The organism is Leucobacter musarum subsp. musarum (assembly GCF_001273845.1).
GTDB classification, from domain to species: Bacteria; Actinomycetota; Actinomycetes; order Actinomycetales; family Microbacteriaceae; genus Leucobacter; species Leucobacter musarum.
This window is the reverse complement of sequence record NZ_JHBW01000071.1, coordinates 14,838-36,813: the sequence shown is the minus strand read 5'-3', so window position 1 is coordinate 36,813 and position 21,976 is coordinate 14,838. Positions and strand designations below refer to the sequence as shown.

26 protein-coding genes and 1 pseudogene are annotated in these 21,976 nt (G+C 63.0%); 16 read left to right on the top strand and 11 right to left on the bottom strand.

Translation table 11 applies throughout. The annotated features are described in order from the left end of the window. A pseudogene (locus CH42_RS17130) lies at positions 1–279 on the top strand (DUF4822 domain-containing protein); the annotation flags it as partial. A 28-nt stretch (positions 280–307) separates the two neighbouring features. On the opposite strand, the gene CH42_RS16915 reads toward CH42_RS17130, so the two are convergent. Beyond that, a complete protein-coding gene (locus tag CH42_RS16915; protein ID WP_239683993.1) occupies positions 308–463 on the bottom strand; it encodes a hypothetical protein in 156 nt (51 codons plus the stop codon). Between the two features lie 252 nt (positions 464–715). Here CH42_RS16915 and CH42_RS08170 point away from each other — a divergent pair, with 252 nt between their 5' ends. Next, entirely contained in the window at positions 716–1,990 is a 1,275-nt protein-coding gene (locus CH42_RS08170; protein ID WP_053352731.1) for an ATP-dependent DNA helicase, read from the top strand. Positions 1,991–2,036: 46 nt separating this feature from the next. On the opposite strand, the gene CH42_RS08165 is transcribed toward CH42_RS08170, so the two are convergent. The 3 genes from CH42_RS08165 to CH42_RS17080 form a co-directional block, all read right to left on the bottom strand. Further along, positions 2,037–2,816 (bottom strand): DNA alkylation repair protein, encoded by a 780-nt coding sequence (locus tag CH42_RS08165; RefSeq protein ID WP_053352730.1) that lies wholly within the window; start codon positions 2,814–2,816, stop codon positions 2,037–2,039. Further along, positions 2,809–3,297 (bottom strand): MarR family winged helix-turn-helix transcriptional regulator, encoded by a 489-nt coding sequence (locus tag CH42_RS08160; protein ID WP_053352729.1) that lies wholly within the window; start codon positions 3,295–3,297, stop codon positions 2,809–2,811. The genes CH42_RS08165 and CH42_RS08160 overlap by 8 nt, the downstream gene beginning before the upstream one ends. A 95-nt stretch (positions 3,298–3,392) precedes the next feature. Next, the gene (locus CH42_RS17080) at positions 3,393–4,436 is read right to left on the bottom strand and encodes a biliverdin-producing heme oxygenase (protein ID WP_169780607.1); all 1,044 of its coding nucleotides are present in this window, start codon (positions 4,434–4,436) and stop codon (positions 3,393–3,395) included. Positions 4,437–4,554: 118 nt separating this feature from the next. Between CH42_RS17080 and CH42_RS08150 the strand changes: the two genes are divergently transcribed. The 3 genes from CH42_RS08150 to CH42_RS08145 all read left to right on the top strand — a co-directional run bounded on the left by CH42_RS08150 (position 4,555) and on the right by CH42_RS08145 (position 6,809). Further along, a complete protein-coding gene (locus CH42_RS08150; protein ID WP_053352728.1) occupies positions 4,555–5,811 on the top strand; it encodes a serine hydrolase domain-containing protein in 1,257 nt (418 codons plus the stop codon). Positions 5,812–6,147: 336 nt separating this feature from the next. Continuing rightward, positions 6,148–6,465, top strand: a complete 318-nt coding sequence (locus tag CH42_RS17125; RefSeq protein WP_075205306.1) for a DUF2510 domain-containing protein — start codon at positions 6,148–6,150, stop codon at positions 6,463–6,465. Beyond that, a complete protein-coding gene (locus tag CH42_RS08145) occupies positions 6,462–6,809 on the top strand; it encodes a hypothetical protein (protein ID WP_156322517.1) in 348 nt (115 codons plus the stop codon). The genes CH42_RS17125 and CH42_RS08145 overlap by 4 nt, the downstream gene beginning before the upstream one ends. Positions 6,810–6,820: 11 nt before the next feature. Here CH42_RS08145 and CH42_RS08140 read toward each other — a convergent pair whose 3' ends face one another. After that, on the bottom strand, positions 6,821–7,099 hold the full coding sequence (locus tag CH42_RS08140; RefSeq protein WP_053352726.1) for a hypothetical protein: 279 nt from the start codon (positions 7,097–7,099) through the stop codon (positions 6,821–6,823). 551 nt (positions 7,100–7,650) lie between these two features. On the opposite strand from CH42_RS08140, the gene CH42_RS15970 reads away from it, so the two are divergent. The 4 genes from CH42_RS15970 (at position 7,651) to CH42_RS08120 (ending at position 10,809) form a co-directional block, all read left to right on the top strand. Further along, complete coding sequence (locus CH42_RS15970; protein ID WP_162231078.1) at positions 7,651–8,163, top strand: ImmA/IrrE family metallo-endopeptidase; 513 nt, start codon at positions 7,651–7,653, stop codon at positions 8,161–8,163. Between the two features lie 411 nt (positions 8,164–8,574). Next, on the top strand, positions 8,575–9,168 hold the full coding sequence (locus CH42_RS08130; protein ID WP_053352724.1) for a hypothetical protein: 594 nt from the start codon (positions 8,575–8,577) through the stop codon (positions 9,166–9,168). A gap of 832 nt (positions 9,169–10,000) precedes the next feature. Then, positions 10,001–10,429 carry a DUF4145 domain-containing protein gene (locus CH42_RS16575; protein ID WP_075205305.1) on the top strand — a complete coding sequence of 143 codons (429 nt, stop codon included), beginning with the start codon at positions 10,001–10,003 and terminating at the stop codon, positions 10,427–10,429. Between the two features lie 125 nt (positions 10,430–10,554). After that, complete coding sequence (locus CH42_RS08120) at positions 10,555–10,809, top strand: hypothetical protein (RefSeq protein ID WP_053352722.1); 255 nt, start codon at positions 10,555–10,557, stop codon at positions 10,807–10,809. Between the two features lie 423 nt (positions 10,810–11,232). On the opposite strand, the gene CH42_RS08110 is transcribed toward CH42_RS08120, so the two are convergent. The 6 genes from CH42_RS08110 to CH42_RS16365 all read right to left on the bottom strand — a co-directional run bounded on the left by CH42_RS08110 (position 11,233) and on the right by CH42_RS16365 (position 13,588). Beyond that, complete coding sequence (locus tag CH42_RS08110; RefSeq protein ID WP_239683992.1) at positions 11,233–11,481, bottom strand: helix-turn-helix transcriptional regulator; 249 nt, start codon at positions 11,479–11,481, stop codon at positions 11,233–11,235. Next, positions 11,481–11,819: a hypothetical protein gene (locus tag CH42_RS08105; RefSeq protein WP_053352720.1), complete on the bottom strand. Its 339-nt coding sequence runs from the start codon at positions 11,817–11,819 to the stop codon at positions 11,481–11,483. Before CH42_RS08105 ends, CH42_RS08110 begins: the two co-directional genes overlap by 1 nt. Next, positions 11,816–11,995, bottom strand: coding sequence for a hypothetical protein (locus CH42_RS08100; RefSeq protein ID WP_053352719.1), 180 nt, complete (start codon positions 11,993–11,995; stop codon positions 11,816–11,818). The genes CH42_RS08105 and CH42_RS08100 overlap by 4 nt, the downstream gene beginning before the upstream one ends. A 98-nt stretch (positions 11,996–12,093) precedes the next feature. Next, positions 12,094–12,441, bottom strand: coding sequence for a hypothetical protein (locus tag CH42_RS08095; protein ID WP_156322516.1), 348 nt, complete (start codon positions 12,439–12,441; stop codon positions 12,094–12,096). A 227-nt stretch (positions 12,442–12,668) separates the two neighbouring features. Then, on the bottom strand, positions 12,669–13,226 hold the full coding sequence (locus tag CH42_RS08090; protein WP_053352717.1) for a hypothetical protein: 558 nt from the start codon (positions 13,224–13,226) through the stop codon (positions 12,669–12,671). After that, on the bottom strand, positions 13,223–13,588 hold the full coding sequence (locus CH42_RS16365; RefSeq protein WP_156322515.1) for a hypothetical protein: 366 nt from the start codon (positions 13,586–13,588) through the stop codon (positions 13,223–13,225). The genes CH42_RS08090 and CH42_RS16365 overlap by 4 nt, the downstream gene beginning before the upstream one ends. Positions 13,589–14,903: 1,315 nt before the next feature. On the opposite strand from CH42_RS16365, the gene CH42_RS08080 reads away from it, so the two are divergent. The 7 genes from CH42_RS08080 to CH42_RS08050 are packed head-to-tail and all read left to right on the top strand — an operon-like array spanning position 14,904 to position 21,941. Then, positions 14,904–15,410, top strand: a complete 507-nt coding sequence (locus CH42_RS08080; protein ID WP_075205304.1) for a phage terminase small subunit — start codon at positions 14,904–14,906, stop codon at positions 15,408–15,410. Further along, positions 15,410–17,170, top strand: a complete 1,761-nt coding sequence (locus tag CH42_RS08075) for a terminase large subunit domain-containing protein (protein ID WP_053352714.1) — start codon at positions 15,410–15,412, stop codon at positions 17,168–17,170. Before CH42_RS08080 ends, CH42_RS08075 begins: the two co-directional genes overlap by 1 nt. 3 nt (positions 17,171–17,173) lie before the next feature. Next, positions 17,174–18,685 (top strand): hypothetical protein, encoded by a 1,512-nt coding sequence (locus CH42_RS08070; protein WP_053352713.1) that lies wholly within the window; start codon positions 17,174–17,176, stop codon positions 18,683–18,685. Further along, on the top strand, positions 18,606–19,715 hold the full coding sequence (locus CH42_RS08065) for a hypothetical protein (RefSeq protein WP_204374536.1): 1,110 nt from the start codon (positions 18,606–18,608) through the stop codon (positions 19,713–19,715). The genes CH42_RS08070 and CH42_RS08065 overlap by 80 nt, the downstream gene beginning before the upstream one ends. A 55-nt stretch (positions 19,716–19,770) precedes the next feature. Continuing rightward, positions 19,771–20,460, top strand: coding sequence for a hypothetical protein (locus tag CH42_RS08060; RefSeq protein ID WP_053352711.1), 690 nt, complete (start codon positions 19,771–19,773; stop codon positions 20,458–20,460). A gap of 15 nt (positions 20,461–20,475) precedes the next feature. Then, the gene (locus CH42_RS08055; protein WP_053352710.1) at positions 20,476–20,913 is read left to right on the top strand and encodes a hypothetical protein; all 438 of its coding nucleotides are present in this window, start codon (positions 20,476–20,478) and stop codon (positions 20,911–20,913) included. Between the two features lie 11 nt (positions 20,914–20,924). Then, the gene (locus CH42_RS08050) at positions 20,925–21,941 is read left to right on the top strand and encodes a major capsid protein (RefSeq protein ID WP_053352709.1); all 1,017 of its coding nucleotides are present in this window, start codon (positions 20,925–20,927) and stop codon (positions 21,939–21,941) included. Positions 21,942–21,976 lie beyond the last annotated feature (35 nt).

Below are 21,976 nucleotides of genomic sequence, written 5' to 3'. Positions count from 1 at the left end.
ACCCCGTGGGAGACCACCAGCGCCGTCGACCAAAACGGCAACCCCGTCGCACTCGACGACGCCAACGTCGCAAACTTCGTCGGCTGGGCCTACTACAACATCGACGGCACCTTCACGATGTACAACCTCGACGACAGCCCCAAGATGCAGGGCGACTGGGAAGTCGCAGCCGACGGCTCCACCCGCACCATCACCGCACGCGACGCAGACGGCAACCCCCTCTTCACCCGCGTCGTCCCCATCACCGAACTCACCGACACCGAGTTCACTTACCGCGTGATCCCCGACGCACCAACCCCGGCGTCTACTACGACATCGTCCACACCCCGACGAACCACCCTGAGCCGACGCCCGGCACTGAGGATCCGGGCACCGAGGATCCCGGCACCGAGAACCCCGGCACCACCGACCCGGGCACCGAGAACCCCGGAACCTCGAACCCGGGCACCTCGAACCCCGGCACCACTGATCCGGCGTCGACCGATCAGCCGGCAGCCGGCAACACCGCGGCTGCAGGTGCCAAGGCACCCGGTGCGCTGGCGATCACCGGCGCGAATGCTCCCGTCGTCGCAGGTATCGCGGCGGCACTTGCCGTGCTCGGAGGCCTCGCCGCCTTTGTCGTGCGGATGGTTCGTCGCGCAGGCTGATCCCGCGTCATCCACAACTGCCCCGGAGCGCGCACCCCACGTGCGCTCCGGGGCAGTAGCCTGTTCGGGTGGCCCGTCCTGAACTTTCTGCCGAGCAGCTCTCCGTGTACGAACGCATCGAACACACGCGCGAGCACCTCTTCATTACCGGGCGCGCGGGCACCGGTAAATCCACGATTCTGAATCACCTCTCGTGGAACACCAGCAAGATCATCGCGGTCTGTGCCCCGACCGGCGTCGCCGCACTCAACGTCGGCGGCCAGACGATCCACTCGCTGCTCCGTCTGCCGACGGGCATTATCGCCGACCACGATCTCGATCAGCCCGCGGAGCTCAAGAAAATGCTCGCCGCGATCGACACGCTCGTCATCGACGAGATCTCGATGGTCTCAGCCGATCTCATGGACGCGATCGACCGCTCGCTGCGCCTCGCTCGCGGCAAGAAGCACGATCCCTTCGGCGGGGCGCAGATCATCATGTTCGGCGATCCGTATCAATTGCCGCCGGTACCACCGCGCGACCCGCATGAACGCGCCTACTTCGACGACACCTACCGGTCACTCTGGTTCTTCGACGCGAACGTTTGGAGCACGACATCGCTCTCGACGATCGAACTGCTCGAGGTGCATCGCCAGCGCGACGACCGATTCAAGCAGATCCTCGGCGCCGTGCGACACGGGGTGGTGGCCGAGGATCAGGCGAACGAGTTGAATGCCGCAGGCGCTCGCCCCGCACCTCGCGATGTCATCACGCTCGCGACGACGAATGCGACGGTCAACCGCATCAATGCGCAGCGGCTCTCCGAGATCAAGGGCTCAGCGCTGCGCGCCGTCGCCGAGGTCAACGGTGAGTTCCGCGAAAACACGTATCCGGCAGATGAGGTGCTCGAGTTGAAGGCGGGGGCACAGGTCATGTTCCTGCGCAACGACTCCGACGGCCGGTGGGTCAACGGAACTATCGGTACAGTTTCGCGCGTCGATGGCACCGTTTGGGTCGAGATCGGTGAAGAGGAGTTCGAAGTCGAACCGATGGTGTGGGAGCGATATCGCTACCGCTATGACGCTGAGACGAAGAAGCTCGAGAAAGAGGTGGTCGCCGAGTTCGAGCAGTTCCCCCTCCGTCTCGCATGGGCGGTCACCGTGCACAAGTCGCAGGGCCACACGTACGATGCCGCGGTCGTCGATCTGGGGCCCCGCGCGTTCAGCGCCGGGCAGACGTATGTTGCGCTCAGCCGCGTGCGTTCACTCGATGGACTGTACCTGCAGCGCCCGTTGCAACCGCGCGATGTGATCGTCGACCCCAACGTCGTGCGCTTTATGCGCGGGCGCGAAGAAAACGCGTAGCGTTTTCGCTCGCCCGCGGTGCCGCAACAGCGGCAGCCTTCAACGGTTAACCGGTTGGCGATTTGACGAGTGACCGGAGTCCACGGGAGACGATGCGTTTCGTCGCGGGGTTCCCACTGTCGGCTTCCCATTCCGCGCAAAGCTGCTGGGCCCAATCGGGTCGTGTTTTCGCGGCGTCATTGATCCAGTTCGCGACTGAATCTTGCACATATCGCGACGGGTCCGCTCGCAACGGTCGCAAGATCGGCTCTCCCAGCTCGGGGTGCTGCTTGAGTTCGGCGATGTGGGTGGCCCAGACACCTCGCGGGCGCAGCGACTCGCACGCGAAACGGCGTACTCGCTCTGATGAGTCAGCTGTCCACGTCACGAGCACCTCAATGCTTCGTTGGAGATCGGCGCTGAGTTGGGGCCGTGCCGCCATCCACGCCCACTCGCGAACTGCGAAGTGGGGGTCGTCCGCAGACACCCGCAGGTCATTGAGCAGCGTGTTGATCCCCTGGGGCTCGCGCGCGGCGACCGCGAAACAGTACCAGCCGCGCACCGTGTCCGAAGCGTGGTGCGCCAATGCTGCCGCGGCAGTGTCGTCCAGTGCGCCGCAGAGGAGGGTGCCGGTGCGCGTCATGCGCCGCAGAATGCCGACATCGGCGGCTTCGCGAATCGACGCCCGAGTGGCGGGATCGATGTCAGGGAGCACGTGCTCGAGGAGTTCGACTTGGTCGACCGCGAGTGCTTCTGTGAGCGTGCGCGATGCGGCAATTCCACTGTTGAGCGCACGCGCATGCTCCGACGAGATATCAGTGCGGCGTGTCGCACCCCGCTCACTCATCGCCGGGCACCTCTACAGTGTTGTGCTGCATTCGGGCGAGCACATCTTCGGCGGCCTCGAAATCGGCTTCCGAAAGGCCCGATTCGAGCTGCTCCATCCATTCGGCGTAGAGCGGCGTGAGTGTAGCGAGCAGGCGAGTGCCGCTCGCAGTGAGCGACAGCAGGTGGGTGCGGCGATCCGACGCATGGAAATGACGCTCCACCAGCGCACCGGTGACGAGGTGCTCGACGAGACCGGTGATCGTTGCGGGGGTGACCTCCAATTTGCGTGCAAGATCTCGCGGGGTGACGTGTTGCCCCGATTCGATCGCGAGGAGCACCGCCAGCCGCCCCTCTGACAGACCGTATTGTTCGAGAAGCTGCGCACACGCTTCGTCAATGCGGCGTGCCGTGGTGAGCACGAGCATGACGAGCCGGCCCTGCCCGCCCGCAGCGATTCGCGAGAGCAAGAGTTGCTGTTTTTCGCCGATAAGCTCATTCATAAGGCACCATACTACTTGGCGCCTAATGAAAATTGCACGCGATAACAGAGGAGGGGAACGAGCAGTGCTCGTCCCCCTCCGTCACGCGATGCCCGCTAGGCTGCGGCGAGTTTGGCCTTGCCGAGGTCACGGAATACCTCGGTGTTGAACGCGTACGCACGACGCACTTCGTCGAGCATGCGCGTGCGCTCGGACTCGTCGAGCTGTTCGCCGAGCACGTCGAGCGCAGCGCGGTACTCGTTCTTGAAATCGCCGAGGTCACCGAGCGCGGTGAAATCGTAGAACGCGATGCCCTCACGCGGAAGTTCGTGCTGCTTGGCGACGCGCTTAGCGATGTACTGCCCACCCGAGAGGTCACCGAGGTAGCGGGTGTAGTGGTGGGCGACGACGCCGGCGACGAAGCCGTCAGCGGCGACCTCGCGAATACGCGCGGCATACTCGACGGTGGCCGGAACCGCCTCGATGCGCTCTCGCCAGTCGGCGCCGATCAGGTGCACGAGGTCGGCCTCGAGGGCCGGGAGACGCACGAGAGCCGGGGTGTGGAACCCGACAAAGCGCGGGTCGACGGCGACCTGCTCGGCGGCGGCTTCGAGTGCTTCATACATGAAGTAGTGCTGCGCGACGAGGTCGATGTAGTCCTGCAGCGTGCCTTTGCCGCGCATGATGTCTTCCATGAAGGTGGCGCCTTCGCTGTCGGAGTGATCCGACCACGAGCTCTCGCGAATCACGACCGAGAACGGCCGCTCGCCGGCAGGAGCCTCTGCGGCCTCAGAAACTGCACCGTGATGCCCGTGTGCCCCGTGGGCGTGACCACCCGCGTGATCACCAGCCGACTCCGCATGCTCGTCGCGAGCAGGAACTCCGAGCTTTGCGCACGCCGCCTTGTACAGCTCGACGACCTCGCGACGAATCTCGGGCCGTTCGGAGATCTCACCGCCCGGCCACGCGACCGAAAGCTCGTGCTCGCCAGCGGCATCGACGACGCGCCATTGGCCACCCGCTCCCGTGACGCCAACCATCGTGCTGGAGCGCGCGTCGGGGTACCCGAACGCTTTCGCGATCAGGAGATTGTCGTCGGTGTGGTCACCGTTCATGTGCCGGGTCACACCGGCGATCACGTCATCCGCAAAAATGGTCACCCAGCCATTCTAGTAAGGACAGCCTCACCTCGGGTCACCGGGCAGCGTTCTTCCCAGATCCACACAGTAGACTCCCGGGTGTTCTGTGTCCTGTTCACCCCGAGATTGGCGGCCGAATTTGATCCCGCGCTTTGCACACCGCACTCGTCTGCTCGCCGTCGGCGCCGTTGTCGTAGCCGCGCTGGGGCTCACGGCGTGCACCGGAGGCGGAACGGTCTCGTCGTCTGGCGATGTCAATTCGATCGATGCGGGCCTCGCGACGAGCATCGATGACGCGGTTGCGAATGCGATGCAGTTGAGCGGTTCGACCGAGGCCGTGATCGGCGTGTGGGGCAACGATGGCGGCGAGTACGTGCGCGGTTACGGCGATAGCGGTGTCGATGGCGCGACTCGAATCCGCGCGGCGCAGGCATCCCAGCCCGTCATGTGTGCGCTTCTTCTTGATCTGGTCGATCAGGGAACGTTGGAACTCGACACCGAAGTGTCGGAGGATCTGACCCGCCAGTCTGGCATCTCGGGAGTGACATATCGTCAGCTCTGCGACATGCGTTCCGGCGTCGCCGATTTCAAGGCCGGCTACACCGATATCTTCGCCAACAATCCGTCTCGACCCTGGGCCGAGCAGGAGTTACTGGCCCAGGGGCTCGCACACTCGCCCGAATCGTGGCCCGGCCGCGATTTTCACGATTCTGACTCGAATGCCGTGCTGCTCGCACGCGCGATTCACGTGAAGACCGGCATTGAACTGCCGGATCTGCTCTCCGAGCACGTCTTCTCGAAAGCTGGCATGGGTTCGTCGTACTACCCCAATCAAAGCGCCACCACGGTCTCGGGCGACGCACTGTCGGGGCTGACATACGCCTCGAGCGGCGGGAAGGCCGTCTGTGACGCTGGCCCGGTCGAGGTCGCCGAGGTCTCTCCCTCTATGCTGGCCGGCGCCGGTTCGACCGTGAGTACGGTGACAGATCTGAAGAACTTTTACACCAACTACCTCGGTGGCAAGTTCGGCGGCGAGGCGAGCGACGTCGTGACTGACGTGCAGCCCACCACGAACCCCGCCCGCGATGAGAACGGCGAGCCGACTGAAGAAGTCGCTGCCGAAGGTCGCCTCTACGGCTTCGGCGTCGAGAAGATCGGCCCGCTCTACGGCCGCAGCGGCGCGATCACGGGAACGCTGACGGCGGCATATACGGACCCCGACAGCGGCTTCTCCGTGGTGGTTTCGCTGAACAACTCGTCGGCCGGTGCCGCGTTCGTGCAGGCACTCGCGTTCCAGCTCGCCTCGCTCGCGCAGGCGCAGGGCGTCGCCCCCGAGCTCGGGTGGAGCGCCGACGATCAGACGGCAAAGCTCACCGCAGCCGCGGTCTGCCAGTAGCACCTCCACCCGAACGAATCGGGGCACCCGGTCTGCTAGGGTGGGAATGTTGGAGCCGCGAGGCTCCTCTGGGGATGTAGTTCAATGGTAGAACTTCAGCGTCTACCATTCTCGGTTGCAGCATGTTGCTCAACGTTGCAGATCGTTGCAATCATGCGGATTTTGACCCGTGCGCGAACACCCATTTAGGCGCTCGCATGAATCCATTTTGGCCCCAAAGTGGATTCACCATTGATTCCCAACACTCACCGACGCAGCCAGACTGAGTGGGCGATTTTCCGGGTGATTTGAGGCAGGAACGCTCTTCAGTTTCCGAGAAGAAGTTATGGTGAATGAATGACTGCGCCAACATCGCCGCCATCACATACGCCACTGCCGCCCGCGGCTTGGTACCCAGATCCCGCCAACGGACATCTTCGCTGGTGGGATGGTCAGACATGGGGTCCGTATGCACCACCACAGCAGGCGCACGTTCCAGTCACGCCTCAGCCGGTCCAGGTCCACCATCCGCGATACGCGAACAAGATGCCGGTTTCGTACGTGCGACCCCAGCAGGGCCATAGCATCACTAAGCACCTATTGCTTGGGGTGTTCTGCATTTGGATCAATGTCCTATACATCTCCGTGAGCCCGAATCATTATTGGCACACATGAGCGCTTCTCGAAAAACGCGACCCGACGAGAATGACCCGATCAGGTCTGCCATACGGGAGATGGTCCGCGAAGAAGTAGCGCTCGCGGTTCGGAAGCTACCGCAATCAGATCTGGACCTTGAAAAGTTGCTAACCCGTCACGGCTTCATACTTCATACGAAGCAGATGGCGCTAAATTCCGAGAGAGCGGCAGAATACCTTGGGTATCGAGGCGGCGCCCAGGTCTTGCGCACCATGAAGCATCAAGGCACAGGTCCCAAGGTCCATAAGCTCGGTCGCCTGAACATCTACTTCGTGCATGACCTCGACGAGTGGCTGCGGATGAAGGCCGTCCCCGCGAACTGAGGTCGTGCGGCTCAGCCAGCGGCGCGAACACTCAGTATTTGCCACCCTTCCGGGGTCTTTGCCCGTGCATCGTCGAAGCTCTCGCACTCAATCTCGATCAGGCCGTGACGCCGCGCAAAGGTGCCGGTCGCTGTGATGGCGGTCTGCCCTTTCAGCATGGCGACTGGTGCGCTCACAAGATCGAAGCCGTCGGGTCGCTCGGCGGCGAGCTTCTCCTGAATCTCGGGCAGCCCCTCCCCCTTCACTTCCACCGTGACGGTTTCGATCTTTCGGAGCGTGGCAATGAGCATGCTGCCAGGCTACCCGCAGGGCCCGGGCTGATTCGCTGCGCCCACTTGTGGAGAACGTTAGATCGAACTTATCCACAGCTTCGCCTCTTACCACTCATCGAGCTGCGAGTTTGGCTACGCTCACACTCATGTTCAAGTGCGTCGCATGCAGCGCCCAAGCCGAACGAATCAACAGCACGGTCCATTGCCTCGACCCGGATTGTGGTGTCGTGCGGATACTTCCAGCTCCCCCAGACCGGCTGCCATGGGAACCGTGTACAACTTAGCGCTAAGCCACTGGAGCAAAAGGTGGTGGCGCCCGCTTCGCGACGGCAACACGATCAGGAAAAGCATTCGAGACGCCAGATTCAGAGCTACCTGCTTAGACCACGCATAGCTTTCGATTCAAAAACTTAAGCTCTGTCCCACCCGTCACCCCTAACGATGTAACACCGACAGACGCGCGTATTGAATGCGGCGTGTCTAGCGGTAAAGTAGTAAACTCGTACTAGATCAACTTGTGGATAACTTGGTGCATAAGTTGTGCATAACTCCCATTTTGGAGGTGGATGATGGCTGAAATGGTCTACGTGACCGCCCGCCGAAAAGCAGCAGATCTCCTTCGTGAAAACTGGGACGGTCGCCTTCCGGTGCGGCTCACAGAGATAACTTCTAACCTCGGAGCTTCTAAGTACGAGGCAGACCTAGGGCCCGTACTTTCAGGCATCGTGTCAAAGGAACAGAACGCCTCCCCCGTGATCGTCGTTCACAGCCGACACTCCCCCGAGCGCCGACGTTTCACTTGGGCGCACGAGTTGGGTCACATTGTCGAGCGAGCAGCACTCGCTGAGGATGATGATTACTCCTTCACCGACGGACGCGGAGTCAAATACGACCTCCACGAGTTCTTTGCCGACGAATTCGCCGGAAGCCTCTTGATGCCCGAAGAAGAGATTTCACGAATGCGACGAAACGGCTATACCCACGGCCAGATGGCCGTGGAGTTTGGCGTATCTGTCGATGCTCTTACTAAGCGCTTAGGACGACTCGCAAAACACCCAGATCATTCGAGCTTCGTTGCCTAGCCCAGATGAGTTCGCCCTACGGACTTGGACCGAGCTCGCTGGCGAAAGGTCTCGCGCAACGACGACCTCGGACCTCGCGAAAGAAATCGCGCGTCGTGAGAAGATTGCGAACGATCAGAGAATTCGCCTCTTCTGGGTAATTGTAGGAATAGTTTGCCTATCGATTCTGGCTGTCGCCGCCTTCATCCTTTTACTCGGCACGTTCAATCTGACAATTGAAGTGCCAATCGCCGTCGCTTTCATTTCTGCGATGGCTGTGCAGTCCTTCGTGCTCATTGGCCTCCTGGTACGAGGCCTTTTTATGGCACCGAAGCACTCAGCAAGTGAAGAGGTCGAATAAACGGGCTAACATACCTGTACATCTAAATAGCTCGAGCACGGGATTACCGGGCCGAGGCCAGGAACAACGCCATGCGCCAGCATCAAGCTCCCCTGACCAACCTCGACCACACCGGGCACGCGGCAACCGGCGTCGGCAGACTCGAGTTCCACGAATGGACACGGCTCCTCTGGGCCGTCGGCGCCTGCGACGAGATCCTCGCCGGCCTCGCCGATGGCAACGCCCCAAGCATGGACCCTGATGTGCTCGTCCAAACATCATCGGGACCACGCGCACCACTGTCGCCGACATGGCTTGCAGCCGACGAGATCCAGCGCCTCAAAGCGAAGCTCGATCGGTTCAAGTCTCTCGATCAGGCGGTCAACGAAGCCTACGGCGCATTCGTCGCAATCGAGTTCGGCCGCGCTGTCTCGATTGCGGATCGTCGATGGCCACGGCAGGAACGCGACCGGCCCATGATCGCAATGCGCTGCGGGGGCTGCGACGAGATGACACTCACCTACCGGCCGCCTCGCTTCGTCGGCGATCGCATCGTCGTCGACTGCCCCAAGTGCGGCTACACACTCGACGAAGACGAGTTCTCGGTGAACGCCCTCCTCATTGAGGCGGAGCTCAGCGGTGCATCGACGGTCGGAACTGAGGAGACCTCTGATGCCACGGCGTGAGGTTGCCGGGTCGAAGGGCTGGATCATGATGAAGGAAGCGCCGGCCTTTCTGAATCGCCCGCAGCGCACCGTCTATAAGTGGGTCGCCGATCAGGAGGTCCGGACAATGCGCCCATTGCACGAGCGTTGGCTCAACCTCGATGACCTACGCCGCATGGACGCGAAGACCCCGAGACGACGATCTCGGCAACGGAATGCACGGTGATTGATCAATCTGGCTTGACTTCTTACGCATCGTTGTGCAAAATGTTTACAGATGGTGGAGTTCTACACCCACTTCACCGTCCCGGAAACACAGAAACCCCCGCAGCGCGAAGCGCCCGGGGGTTTTGCTGTTTCTGCACAACTGAATATCGACAATCGAATACGCCCGCGGCCACGGTCGGCGGGCCCCAAACGAATCCGCCGCGCAGTTGGTGCAACGTTGTCTAGACTTTGCGGCGAGAAGCCACCCGGCAGACATCCGCCCACTGCTGAGGTTAGACAAATCGAAGCCCGAGCATAGGTGATTCTGCGGTTCATAGCCGACCGGAAACATCACGCAGTCCTTCCCGGCTTTCGAGGCTTCAGCCATGATGGTCTTATGCTCTCTCACCGATGCGCGTTCTGCGGAAATCAGACTCACTTCACTGCTCGACACGGAAGAGTCTTTGATACCTCAAATGAGAGCGCTCGCGGATATACGGTGCAATTGGGGAAGTTGTCGGTTGCGGCAACTTGCGATGCATGCTTTAACTACAACGTTGCTACTGGAGATCTCGCCCAGGTACGGCGCCAAAGTCATCTTTCCGAGTACATAAGTAGCGGCACTGTTATTGAGGAGGCTGAGCGGATGGAGAACGTGAAGTGGTCGCCTCCTTCAATGGTGCAGGCAGACATCGAGTTTCTTCCCAAGAACGTCGGCGCGTTCCTTCAGGAAGCCCATAACACGGTCGCAGTTGGTGCTTTTCGCGGCACCTTGCTACTCGTCCGGAGCGTGATCGAAGCGACCGCGAAGGATATGAAAATCGATAAAGGGTCACTCGTCCAGAAGGTCGACTCTCTCCACGCAAACGGGCATATTCGTACAGGAACGAAAGACATGGCCCATGCTCTGCGCATCCTTGGCAACGACATGGCGCACGGAGACATCACCGAAGCCCCGACGAGCGAAGACGCGGAAGACGCATTGACGATCGCACGTTTTGTTCTCGACGATGTGTATGTGGCAGATGCAAGACGCATAGACATGCTTGAACGCCGCGGCAAAACCGCAAATTAGAGCCGCCTTACTGAAGCCCCTGACCTGCACTGGTCAGGGGCTTCGCGGTTTCACAGCTTGCCGGGCCCTTGACCACTGATATCACACAGTGCGAGGCGAGCCCGGCAACACCCATTGGAGGAATGATGGAACCCGATGCAGCATGGCTGGAAGCACACGCCGAACTCTCGCGTGCAATCTCCGCCTACTACGAGGCGACGAGTGGCGAGTTCGTCGACGGCTGGGTTCTCGTCACTCACAAGCTGTCCGTCGAGCTCGAAGCCGAGGGCTCTTCTGCGGTCAGCGTCATCTCATCCCCCGACCTGTCATGGGTAAAGGGGCGCGGCCTGCTCGAGATCGCGCGAGAGAATCCCGCCTACACCGGCCGGCAAGGAGAATAGCGATGCAACCCTGCCCAGAGTGCGGCGCCGAGTACTCCTCCGCGCTCGCCGCCGAGGAGTGTGGCGAGGTCGACCGCGTCGAAGATCGACGTATCCGACAGTCTCGCAAACGGTGAGCCGATCGGGATGGGTCGACCGTCCCACGGATCGGCGAGAAACGCTCCCAGCTGACTGGTGGCGTCTCCGAAATCACGTGTTCAAGCGCGACGGCCGCCGCTGCCAGCACGTCCGGTACGACACCGGCCGAAAGTGTCTGGCGCCGGCAACCGACGTCGACCACATCGGCGATCGCAACGACCACAGCCCCGAGAATCTGCAATCACTCTGCAGCTGGCATCACCAACAGAAGACCTCGAGCCAGGGCGGCAAAGCGGCCGCCGCGCGCCGACACAAGGGCGCGACTCCAGCGCACCCCGGGATCCTCTAGCCTCGCTTCGCAGCACCCTTACGAGGCGCGCGGTTACCGGACCCCGGGCGCTGCTCGTTCCACGCGTCGATGGTCTTCTCGCTCCACCCGCGCACCGTGCCGACAGTGACGTCGGGCTTCGGAAGTGTAAGCGAAGACAGCGCCCCGCGTGTGATCCCGAGGCGATCTGCAATCTCCGTTGTCGAAAGATAGTGCCGCGTCATGTCTCCATCATGCGCGACGTATGGCAATGCCTGCAACTCCATCACGAGCTCCTCTCGGCTGAATCGATCTGCAACTCGCCGTTGTATGGCCATGCGTAGAGCGTCTCCCACTGCTCGATCAATGCTGCAACTTGCGACGGCCGGAGCGGGCACGACATGAAGGCCGCATCAACGCCAACGGCTCGCTCGGAGAAGATCAGGCGCACCTCGTCCCCGTCTGCCAAGGGCTCCACTGAGTAGTGGGGCTCGTCCATGTTGTCGTTGTCGCCAGGTGCAAGTTCCGAGGTCCACGCGACCGGGATCCCGTCGTGCTCGTCTGGCATCGGCCAACCCATCGATAACGCGCCGAGCACGCGCAACGGCAGCGCCGCGCGGCTCATCGCTGCGCCCCTTGCAACTCAACGGGGAAGGCCCGTCCGCCGAGGTCGACGAATGACGAGCCTGCGCCGTTACCGTGCGCAGCGGTATCCCACACGCAAATCGATGCATCTTCGGTCGCACACGCCGGCAACACGGCGACAGCAACCATCAGGATCAGTTCCAGCAATGCGGACACGATGGCCTCCTTTCACTCATGGGTGCGGCGATCGCACCCCGTGCGCTTGCGGGTACTTGCAACCCGCCGCCCGGCTCGGTCCAGTAGCGCGTTTCTGTTCACCAGCGCGGATTGTGCGCGCAATAGGTGGTGTTCTCCGTGTCGCATCTCCGCGCAACTTCTTCGACGATGAACCGGGCGAATGAATCCGTGTCAGCGTCGCGATCAGGCGAGCCCCCTGACTCCTCCCAGAGCTCGAAGAAGTCGCAACTAAGGCGCGTCTCGAGCAAGCCATCGATGACTTCGCATCGGGCACTCACAAGGTCGAGCGGTTCACCGTGCAATGCGACGTAGCGCCCTGTGGTGTCGATTCGCAGGCGGTGCTCCTCTGCGAGGCCCCGGCAGTGCAGCAGCTCATGTGCAGGCTGGAGCTTCGCCCTGTACTCACGCGTGATTGCGATCGCCACCGCAATTTCTTCCTCGGAGCGCGACCCGCGTTCCGGCAATTCCGCATACAGCGCCTCGAGCTGCTTCGGGGTAAGACCCCGCGCACTCAGACTCGCTCGCACGGCATCAATCGCTTTCACATTCATTGTTAGCTCCTCTCGTCGTTGTTGACACGCAACTTGCGCGTCCGTGATGGCGCCCGGACTCGAACCGGGCCGACGCCTAAACGCTCGCCATCTTGTGCGACTCAGAACGTCTGAGACCACACATCTTCAGTCGCAACTTCCGTCGCGTACGCCTCAGCCATCGCGGCACGTTCCGCGACTTGCTCAGCCTTGAACTCTGCAAACGTCACCCAGCGCCAGACACCGGCGTCATGGGCTCGCTGCATCTCTTCGGTGAGGTGCGGCCATGCAATGTTGAGCGACCCCTTGCAGAACTCGAGCACCGGCCGGCGGCGAGCATCCACACCGAACGTCTGAGCCCGCCAAAAGTCGGTCCACATCTCGCCGGCCCAACCCATGTGGTCTGCAATTCGGTACTGCATCGCCTCGACGAGCGCCCGGTACGCGGAACGGTCCGCGTCATCAGTGGCGGATGCTCGAGCCGTCTTCGCTGCAACTCGATCCGGCGCTGCAACTGCGGCCGGATCCTGCAAGATCGCGGTGCCAGGCACGCAACGTGCAACCATGTGCGCGTTCGCACGCTGCACCCATGCGAGGTACTCAGGAGCGTCAGCCCGCAATTCGGGTCGCGCTTCCACGTTGGCCGCGTACCAGGCGCGGCGCTCAGACTTGACGCTCATGCGCTCAGCGCCGGGTCGAGTGCAATCGCTTCAGCTTCCGCCTCAGCACGAACATCACGACGCGGACCGCGCGCCGCCCGAATGATGCCAGTCGGCGTGTACATGACGTACCTTGCCATCCATGCAACAACCGGAGCACCGGGGACATGCACGAGATGAATCGGCAACACTTCCGACGTCCATGTCAGCTCGCAAGTCACGCGGTTGCTCGACGCGTACCTGTGATCCTGCTCAGCAGCCCAAGCATCAGCCCGGTCCGCCCAGTCACGGTAATCACCGGGGAAGGTGAAGCGGGAAGGCCGCGGGTCGGTATCTTCCATCGCTTTGGCGTAACGCTCTCGCATCTCTCCAATGAGAGTCATGATCGAACCTCCTACGTTCGGTGAATGCCCCGTGCCGCTGCAACGGCCGGGGCTTGAGTGTGTGAAGACTTTGGGTGAAACTAGGAGGGCCAGGGCGCCGAACGGCTCACGCTCGACGCCCCAGGCCGCTACTTCTTGCGACGGTCACGCAGTGCAAGCACCGCGACGACCGCGCCAGGTGTAGCGAGCAGGATGACCAACGCGTCAACGATCGTCATTCCTGTCACCTCCTTTGGAACGCCCCGCCCCTACAGCGGGGCGTTTCTGCGTTCCGACCGCTTACGCGGCCAGGCCACCGATGTCCGGTGAACCCGTGGCAGGTACGGGGATCGAACCCGTACACGGCTGATGCCGTCGCGCCTGTCGCGCTGCCTGTTGTGACGCTGTGGAGTTGTGAACGATCTGTGCCGGTCCGGTACTGGTTCCCGTTGGGGCTTCCCGGTGGCGATGAGATAACTAAACCATGCGCCGCGCATGGTTCACAAGTCATGCGCCACGCATTGCTTCGCTCAACCCCCACAGATCGGCATCACCATGCGCCACGACGGGTTTTAATTCATTGCGTCACTTCGGGCGTGTCGCGCCTCACCGATGAGCCGTGACCATCAGCCGGCACACACTCAGCGCCCCGCACCCGGTAGCCGGCCACACACCCCGCACCGATGACACCGCGACACCCGACACCCAACGCCCCATAGGGTCACGCCCCGCGCCACACGCGCCCCGCTCGCGCACTCACACACACGCGAGCACACGCACACACGCCCCGCACCCGCACGACGCGCCACACGCACGCCCACGCGAGCGCGCACCGCGCGCCCCCGGCCACGCACACACGCGAGCGCGTGCGCACCCCGGGGCCACCCCCTCCCCCCACCCCCGCCTCACCCGCCCGCAAGCGTTCTGCATCTCGCGGTGCGCGTGGGTCTGGGGGGTTTTGGCTCCCGGGCATCCGGGGCTCGCGCTGCGGCGCGATACTGCTTCCCACGGCCGCCAGGGCCGAGGGTTTCCGCCTTCCGACATGGAGGTCCCTGATGGCCGTACAGCCTTGTTCCGCTCGCGTCGTTCTGATCGCGCCTCACTTCGAGGCCGGCCTTGCTGCGACTCGTAACCGCCCGGAGTACTCTCACGCGATGATCGTCGCCGCGAATGATCCCGGTGCGCTTCGCCGAATGCAGGGTCGCCTGTTCGCTGGGTGGGTTCTTCTCCTCGGCGCCGAGCATCGCGCATCCCCCCGCCGCATCAGTGAGCTCATCAACTACGCGCGTTCACACGAGTGCGGTTGCGAGCAGCACCGCCTCGCGGCGGTGGCCTGATGGCCGGCGTAGGCCCGCCCCCGAAAGATGAACGTGCCCGGCTGAGGGACTCTCCCCAGCGAGATCTCGTGAAGTCGGACGGCAAGGTCGGCGGCTTCGAGCTACCCGACGACGTGCTGCCTCAGCTACGCATCGGCGGTGAGCTGCAGTTCGACATCGACGGCGAACCCATCCGCGAAGACTGGCACCCGCAGACCCTCAGATGGTGGAACAACTGGCGCGAGTCTCCCCAGGGTGTCCGAATGGCAACGGCCGTCGACTGGGACTACCTGCTCGACACCGCGCTGCTGCACCACCAGATGTGGGTATCTGGCGGAAAGAACTCAGAGCGCGCAGCCGAGATCCGACTCCGTGCAGCGACGTTCGGCGCTACCCCTGCCGATCGCGCGCGCCTGAAGTTCGAGATCGAGATCCCGAAGGGCGAAGACTTCGAGGTTGGCAATGCCGGCAACGTGACGAGCATGAGCGCGGAGCGGAGGAAGAGGATCGCAAACGGAGGTAGCTGATGCCTCGTCGCCAGATCCTCAACGCGAAGCTCCATGACCGGAACCGGTCCCTCGGCTTCCTCGCCGTCTGGTTCATCGAGACGTTCGTCGTCCACGGCCGCGGTGACATCGCGGGGCAACCGATTCGCTACGGGGACGAGTATTCCGGTTTCATCGTCGACTGCTACGCGCTCGATAAGCGCGGGCGCCGGCTCTACGATTCCGCTTTCTTCTCTCGACCCAAGGGCACTGATAAGTCCGGTGTCGCCGCGGCGCTCGTGCTGCTCGAGGCGTTCGGCCCTTCGCGGTTCGCTGGCTGGGCCAAGGGCGGCGAAACATACACCTTCCTCGGGCAGACCTACGTTTACTCCGAGGGCGAGCCGATGGGCAAGCCGGTCACCAACCCTGTCATTCGCATCCTCGCCACCGAGGAAGGGCAGACGGGCAACGTCTACGACTCGGTTTACTACAACCTCAACGACGAAGAGACGCCGCTCAACCAGTTGGTCAAGGCATACGGTGTCGACGTCGGCAAGACCCGCGTCATCCTTCCGAAGTCGACCGGCGGCGGAAGCATCGAACCGATGTCATCTGGCGCCGCATCGAAGGATGGTGGCCTCGAGACATTCGCCGTCTTCGACGAGTCGCACCTCTACAACGTGCCGCGCCTCAAAGAGATGTACGCGACCGTCACGCGAAACTTGCGCAAGCGCAAGAAGATCGCCGAGCCCTGGTACATCGAAACAACGACGATGTACCAGCCCGGTGAGGAATCGGTCGCCGAGGACACCTACCGCCTCGCGGACCTCATCGAGGAAGGCCGCACGCGGCGCGCGCGTCTCTTGTTCGATCACCGGTGGGGAGAGCTCGGAGATGCTCGGCAGGGCGACGAAGAGACAGTCGATCAGTACGAGGCACGTATCGCTGAGGCTTTTGCCGACGCGTACGGCGATGCCGCTGCGTGGAACGACGTCGAGGACATGCTCGACGCGTTCTTCGACCCCCGAAACAAGGAGTCGGAGCAGCGTCGATTCTTCCTGAACGCACTCGTCGCAGCGAGCAATGCGTGGCTGCAGATCTCCGAGTGGAGCGACATCGGACTGCGCGAGCGTATGCGTGTCGCGCGGAGCCGAAAGGTGAAGTACTCGTGGCGGCCGCCGCGCAAGGGTGACAAGATCACACTAGGTTTCGACGGCTCACGGTCCGACGACTCCACCGTGCTCATCGGCTGCCGAGTCTCCGATGGATATGTCTGGCCCATCCTCATTGAGGAGCCGCCTGACTCGGAGAAAGCGAAGACGTGGACCGTCGATCAATCGAAGGTCGACGCGCGAGTGCGTCAGACCTTGAAGACATACGACGTCGTCGGTTTCTTCGCGGATCCGCCATTCTGGCAGGACTACGTCGAAGCATGGGATCGCGAATTCGGTGATCAGATGGCCGTCCGTGGCACCCGCGACAAAGGCCTCCATTTCTACACCAATAACCACAAGACGATGGCGATGGCCGTCGAGCGAGCCCACACCGCGATTGTGACGGGCCAGGTGGTCCACGGCAATGAGCCGCAGTTCACGCGGCATGTCATCAACGCACGCAACTGGGAGCGCTCGGTCGGCACCGTCATCGGCAAGGACAAGCGCGGCTCAAAGAACAAAATGGACGCCGCAGTTGGCATGGTGCTCGCACTCGAAGCTCGTGCACGGTATCTCGCGAAAGAGCGACCGGATGCGAAGCCCTTCGAGCCATTCAATCCGCGCGGGAACGCGCACAGACGGAGGTAGCAGATGCTCACAGAAGCACTCATCCCCGGCACGGACGACTGGTATCTCGTCGAGCTCGGCAAGGAACTCGGGTCCAACTTCCCGCGGATCGCGATGCTTGAGTCGTACCGAGACGGGACTTTCGTCGTGCCGGTCGAGGCGGATCCCGCTGTGCGGGAGGCTTACAAGAAGTTCGCGAAGAAGGCGCGGCTGACGATCGCCGACACGATCGTCACCCAGGTCGTCGGCCGCCAAGACCTGCGTGGGTTCCGAACTGCGGCAGAGAATGACGCGAACGGCGACCGCGAGGCATCTCGCTTGATGCGCATGAACGACCTCGACGTGCAGTTCATCGACGCTCTCGATAAGAAGGCTCAGCACGGCGCATCGTTCGGTGTAGTAGCGATAGACCCCATCTCTGGGGAGCCGTTCGGGAAGATCCTCGACAGCTGGTCCGTAGCGGTCCGCATGAGCGAGATTCGCCCCCTGCAGGTCGAAGCTGCGGTGATCGCGACTTGGGACCCGTTCAACGGTCAGGACGTGCTCACGCTGCTCCGGCCTGGCTACATGCGCGTCGCCGTGAAGCCGGGGAAGCAGTCGACCATCCCGCGAGATGGCACGGAGTGGGAGCCCGGGCTCTCATGGGATTGGACGAGCGGCCCGGTGCAGCTAGGGTTCACCGAGCGTGTGCCGGTTGTGAAGTGGGCGAACCCCGGAAGCCTGGGCGAGTACGAGAACCACATCGACTCGATCGACCGCATTACCGAGGACATTCTGCAGCGCCTCACGATCACGGCGATGCAGGCATTCCGGCAGCGCGCAGTGACGCCCGGCGAGGGCAAAGCGTTGCCATCTCACTACGCTGCCGATCATCCCACCAACCCAGGTGAACCGATCGACTATGACGAGATCTACAAGGGTGGGCCGGCAGCTCTCTGGTTTCTCCCGGAGGGCGCGAAGATCTGGGAGTCGGCTCCCACCGACATCAGCAGCCTCATCAACGCCGAGGACAAAGACATCGAGCACCTGGCTGCCGTCACGGGCACCCCGCTCTTCTCTGTCTCGCCGGCCGAGAATCAGTCGGCCGAGGGCGCGAAGCTCTCCCGCGAAACGATCCGCACGAAGGTACGCGATCGCAATCGACGCGACGGACGGACCGCGTGCGAGTTCATGTCCCTCCTCTTCGAGGCGAACAAGGACCAGCAGCGCGCGGATCGCACTGAGATCGTGGCGATGTGGGGGCCGATGGAGTACATCTCCAAGGCTGAGGTTGCTGAACAGGCTCGAGCAGCTCGCCAGGGCGGCATGTCGCTGCGCGGCATCAACGAGCACATCTACCAGATGACGCCCGAAGAGATGCAGCAGGAAGAGCTGTCGAAGCGGGACGAACAGTTCCAGCAATCACTCGCGGAGGTGACCTCAGATGGCGCTGACGGATCGGATGCTGGAGCTTCACGTGAAGCGCAAGCGGTCACTGACGGAGCGGCTGCTACGGATCCTGCTGGGTCTGTGGGGGAGCTACAGCCAGTGGAATGATGAGGATCTCGTGCGGGCGCGCACTGCAGCGAGCATCCCGCATGTCGAGTCGGCGCTGCGCGAGATTCAGAAGGAGACGCGCCAGTTCCAGTTCAGGGCGCTGAAGGAGCTCGGAGTCGCGACTCCGAAGTATCGGCCCCCGATCGACCTGTACCCGCGATCGAGGGTCGACCTCCTCGAGGTTTACAGCCGTCCCGCGCGTGACGCCGCGAAGGTGCTCGAGCGGGGCGGCACCCCAGAGCAGGCGGTTGCGGCTTTCGAGAAACGCCTCGACGGGATCGTTGAGGCCGACGTCATCATCGCCGACCGCGACGAGCTGAGACGCATCCAGGATCAACTCGAGGCTGACGGCCTGACTGAGTACTCGAAGGACGAAGACGCCACTCTCCATGATGACGACAACGCCACTGAGTTGATGTCGCGTCAGGAGATGGAGGAGTGGATCGATCGCTTCGAGGACGACTATGGCCGCGAGGGTGAGCCGGTAGTCAACGGCGAGCGCGTGATCGGCTGGCGGCGCGTGATCCGTCCCGAGCTTTCTCGTCACGGCACGTGTGGTTTGTGCGTAGTGGCTGCGACGCAGTGGTACACCCGTGGAGACCTTCAAGCCATCCATCACCTCTGCAAATGCGCCACGCTGCCCGTCACCAAGAGCATGGACCCCGGCCTCCGCTGGAATGCCGAGGACCTTCGGCGAAACCTCGACGAGATCTACGGCGCCGGCGGTGGCACGTCGGGTAAGAAGCTGAAGCGCATTCGCGTAGCTGTCCGGGAGCACGGTGAACTCGGCCCGATGCTCGCCTACTCGGCAAAGCGTGGCTGGCAGCCGGTTGAGGGATTCGAACCGTACACACCTCCGAATGCAGCCGTTCAGAAGGACCGCCTCAACGGGCGTCGTTCTGAACTCGAAGCCACCCTCGCGAATCTCCGAGACCGCCTCGACGGAGCCGGCGATCGCTCGGGCATCGACCACGCGATCTGGGAAATCGAGCAGTCCTTGAAGGAGCTCGACGTCCGGCTTGCAGCATGACCCGCCGCGCCATGCGACGGCACCCAACACCTACGACATGTAAGGGAAACCACTGATGTTCACCAAGCGACACCGTCCCCTCTTTCTCCGCTTCACGATCGATGAGAGCGCGACCACCGGCGGGGGCGGATCGAGCGCACCCGCCACGCCACCCGCTGATGAGTCTTCGACTTCAGGCGATCTCGGGTTCCCAGCAAACACTCCGGTCAAGGACATGACGCCGGAGCAGCAGGCCGCCTACTGGAAGGATCGCTCGCGCAAGCACGAGAAGCGCGCGAAGCCCGAGGACTTCGATGACCTGGCGGCCGACGCAAAGCGGTGGCGTGACCAGCAGGAGCAGAACCAGACTCCCGACGAGCGCGCCGTCAACGTGGCCCGCGCCGAAGGCCGGCGCGAAGGGGCAACCTCGCTGCTGCACGACGCCGTGCGAGCTGAGCTCAAGGCTCAGCGACCTCACATGACTACCGATGAACTCGACGAGTTCCTCGAAGACGTTGCGCTCGACAAGTTCCTCGGCCAGGACGGGCGCCTCGACACCGAACGAGTGGAACGGCTCGCTGGCAAGCTCGCCACCGCTCCTAACCAGGAGGGCGACACGCCCCCTGCTGCAGACCCGCCCGCCGGTGGCAGCGCGCTCGGCGACGTACTGCGTCGCACGACCGCGCCGCCCAAGGACCACGCGGGCTCTGTTGACGAGTACCGAACTCGCGAGCGCGAACGCTACGCGACCCCCACCACCAAGTAGACCCAGGAGGCTACGATGACCGATTTCGCGATCGACACGTCCCGCACCGACCCGCGGATCGACACCCGCTGGCGTGCATCGAAGCTCGGCCAGGACAACGCCCAGCCGGGCACCCTGGACCTCACCAAGTTTGTTGAGGGCACCCACTACAACATCGGCGGCCGCACCGACAACGTGATCCCTTCGGGCGTCGCGCTGACGAAGAACGCCACCTCGGGGCTTTTCGAGCCCTGGGCGCCGGCAGCCAACCCCGAGGATCACCCGAACCTCGCTGGCTTCATCAACGACGACGCAGGTATCGATCTGTTCCGCCGTGCCGGTGTCGCCAAGTCCACCAAGGCAGCGTTCGCGCTGCTCATCGTCGGCGGTATCGATGCCACCCGCCTCCCGGTCAGCGCCCAGCGCACGCCGGTCAAGGTGGCGCCGACGACCGGCCTCTTCACCTTCGTCTAAGGAGACACCACATGGCATTCACCAAGTCTCACCGGACCGCCGCTCAGCTCACGGGCATCGCCCGCGGCACCATCGACGGCGTCTTCGGCGCATCCATCGTTTCCACGTTCCTCCCGCAGCGTGAGAACCCGGGGCTGACGTTCGACTTCAATGTCGGCAACACGTCCCTGCCCGAGGCAGCGCGCTTCCGCTCGTACAACACCGAGTCGGACGTCGCGAGCTTCGATAACAGCGAGTCCCGCCAGGGCAAGCTCCCTCCGATCTCGCGTCGTCTGCACGTCGACGAGTTCGCGCAGATCACCCAGATCGGCGGCGACCTCGGCCCCGTGTTCGAGGACTACGCGCGCCGGATCGCAGCTCAGATCGCGACCCGTTTCGTGTGGGGTGGCGCAGAGGCAATTGAGAGCGGCAAGCTCACGATCGACGAGCGCGGCCTCAAGTTCACGATCGACTACGGGCGTAAGGCCGCCCTCACCGCGACGGCACCGACCCTCTGGTCGAACCCTGCCGCCGACGTTATCGGTGATCTGGAGGCGCTGCGCGCCGTCTACGGTAGCTCGCCCGGTTCCATCCTGGTGCCCGAGCTCGTGCTGCAGCACCTCACCCGCAACGAGGGCATCATCGAGCTCGCCACGCGCGGCCTCGGCTCGCCAACCCGGATCTCGCTCGACGACGTGCTCAGCACCCTCCGAAGCTTCGGCTTCGATGGGCTCTTCACCAACCGTGAGCGCTTCGTCGATCACTCCGGCACTGAGCGCGCACTGTTCAGCACGAACAAGGTGCTGTTCCTCCCCGCCGCGGAGCAGACCGCTCTCGGCCAGGCAGCAGGCGTAGGCCCGCTCGGCACGACCGATTTCGGTGTCACTGGTGAGTCGCTCGTGCCCGAGAACGGTCTGGGTGGCCAGCCCGGCGCCGCGGCCGGCGCGCTCTCCTCCGACGACCCCGTCGGCTTCGACGTGCTCGTCGCAGCGATCGGTCTGCCGATCGTCCAGAACGCCAACGCGACCGCATCGCTGACGGTGCTCTAGCCAGACCCCATACAGAGGGCGGGCAGCTGCCCGCC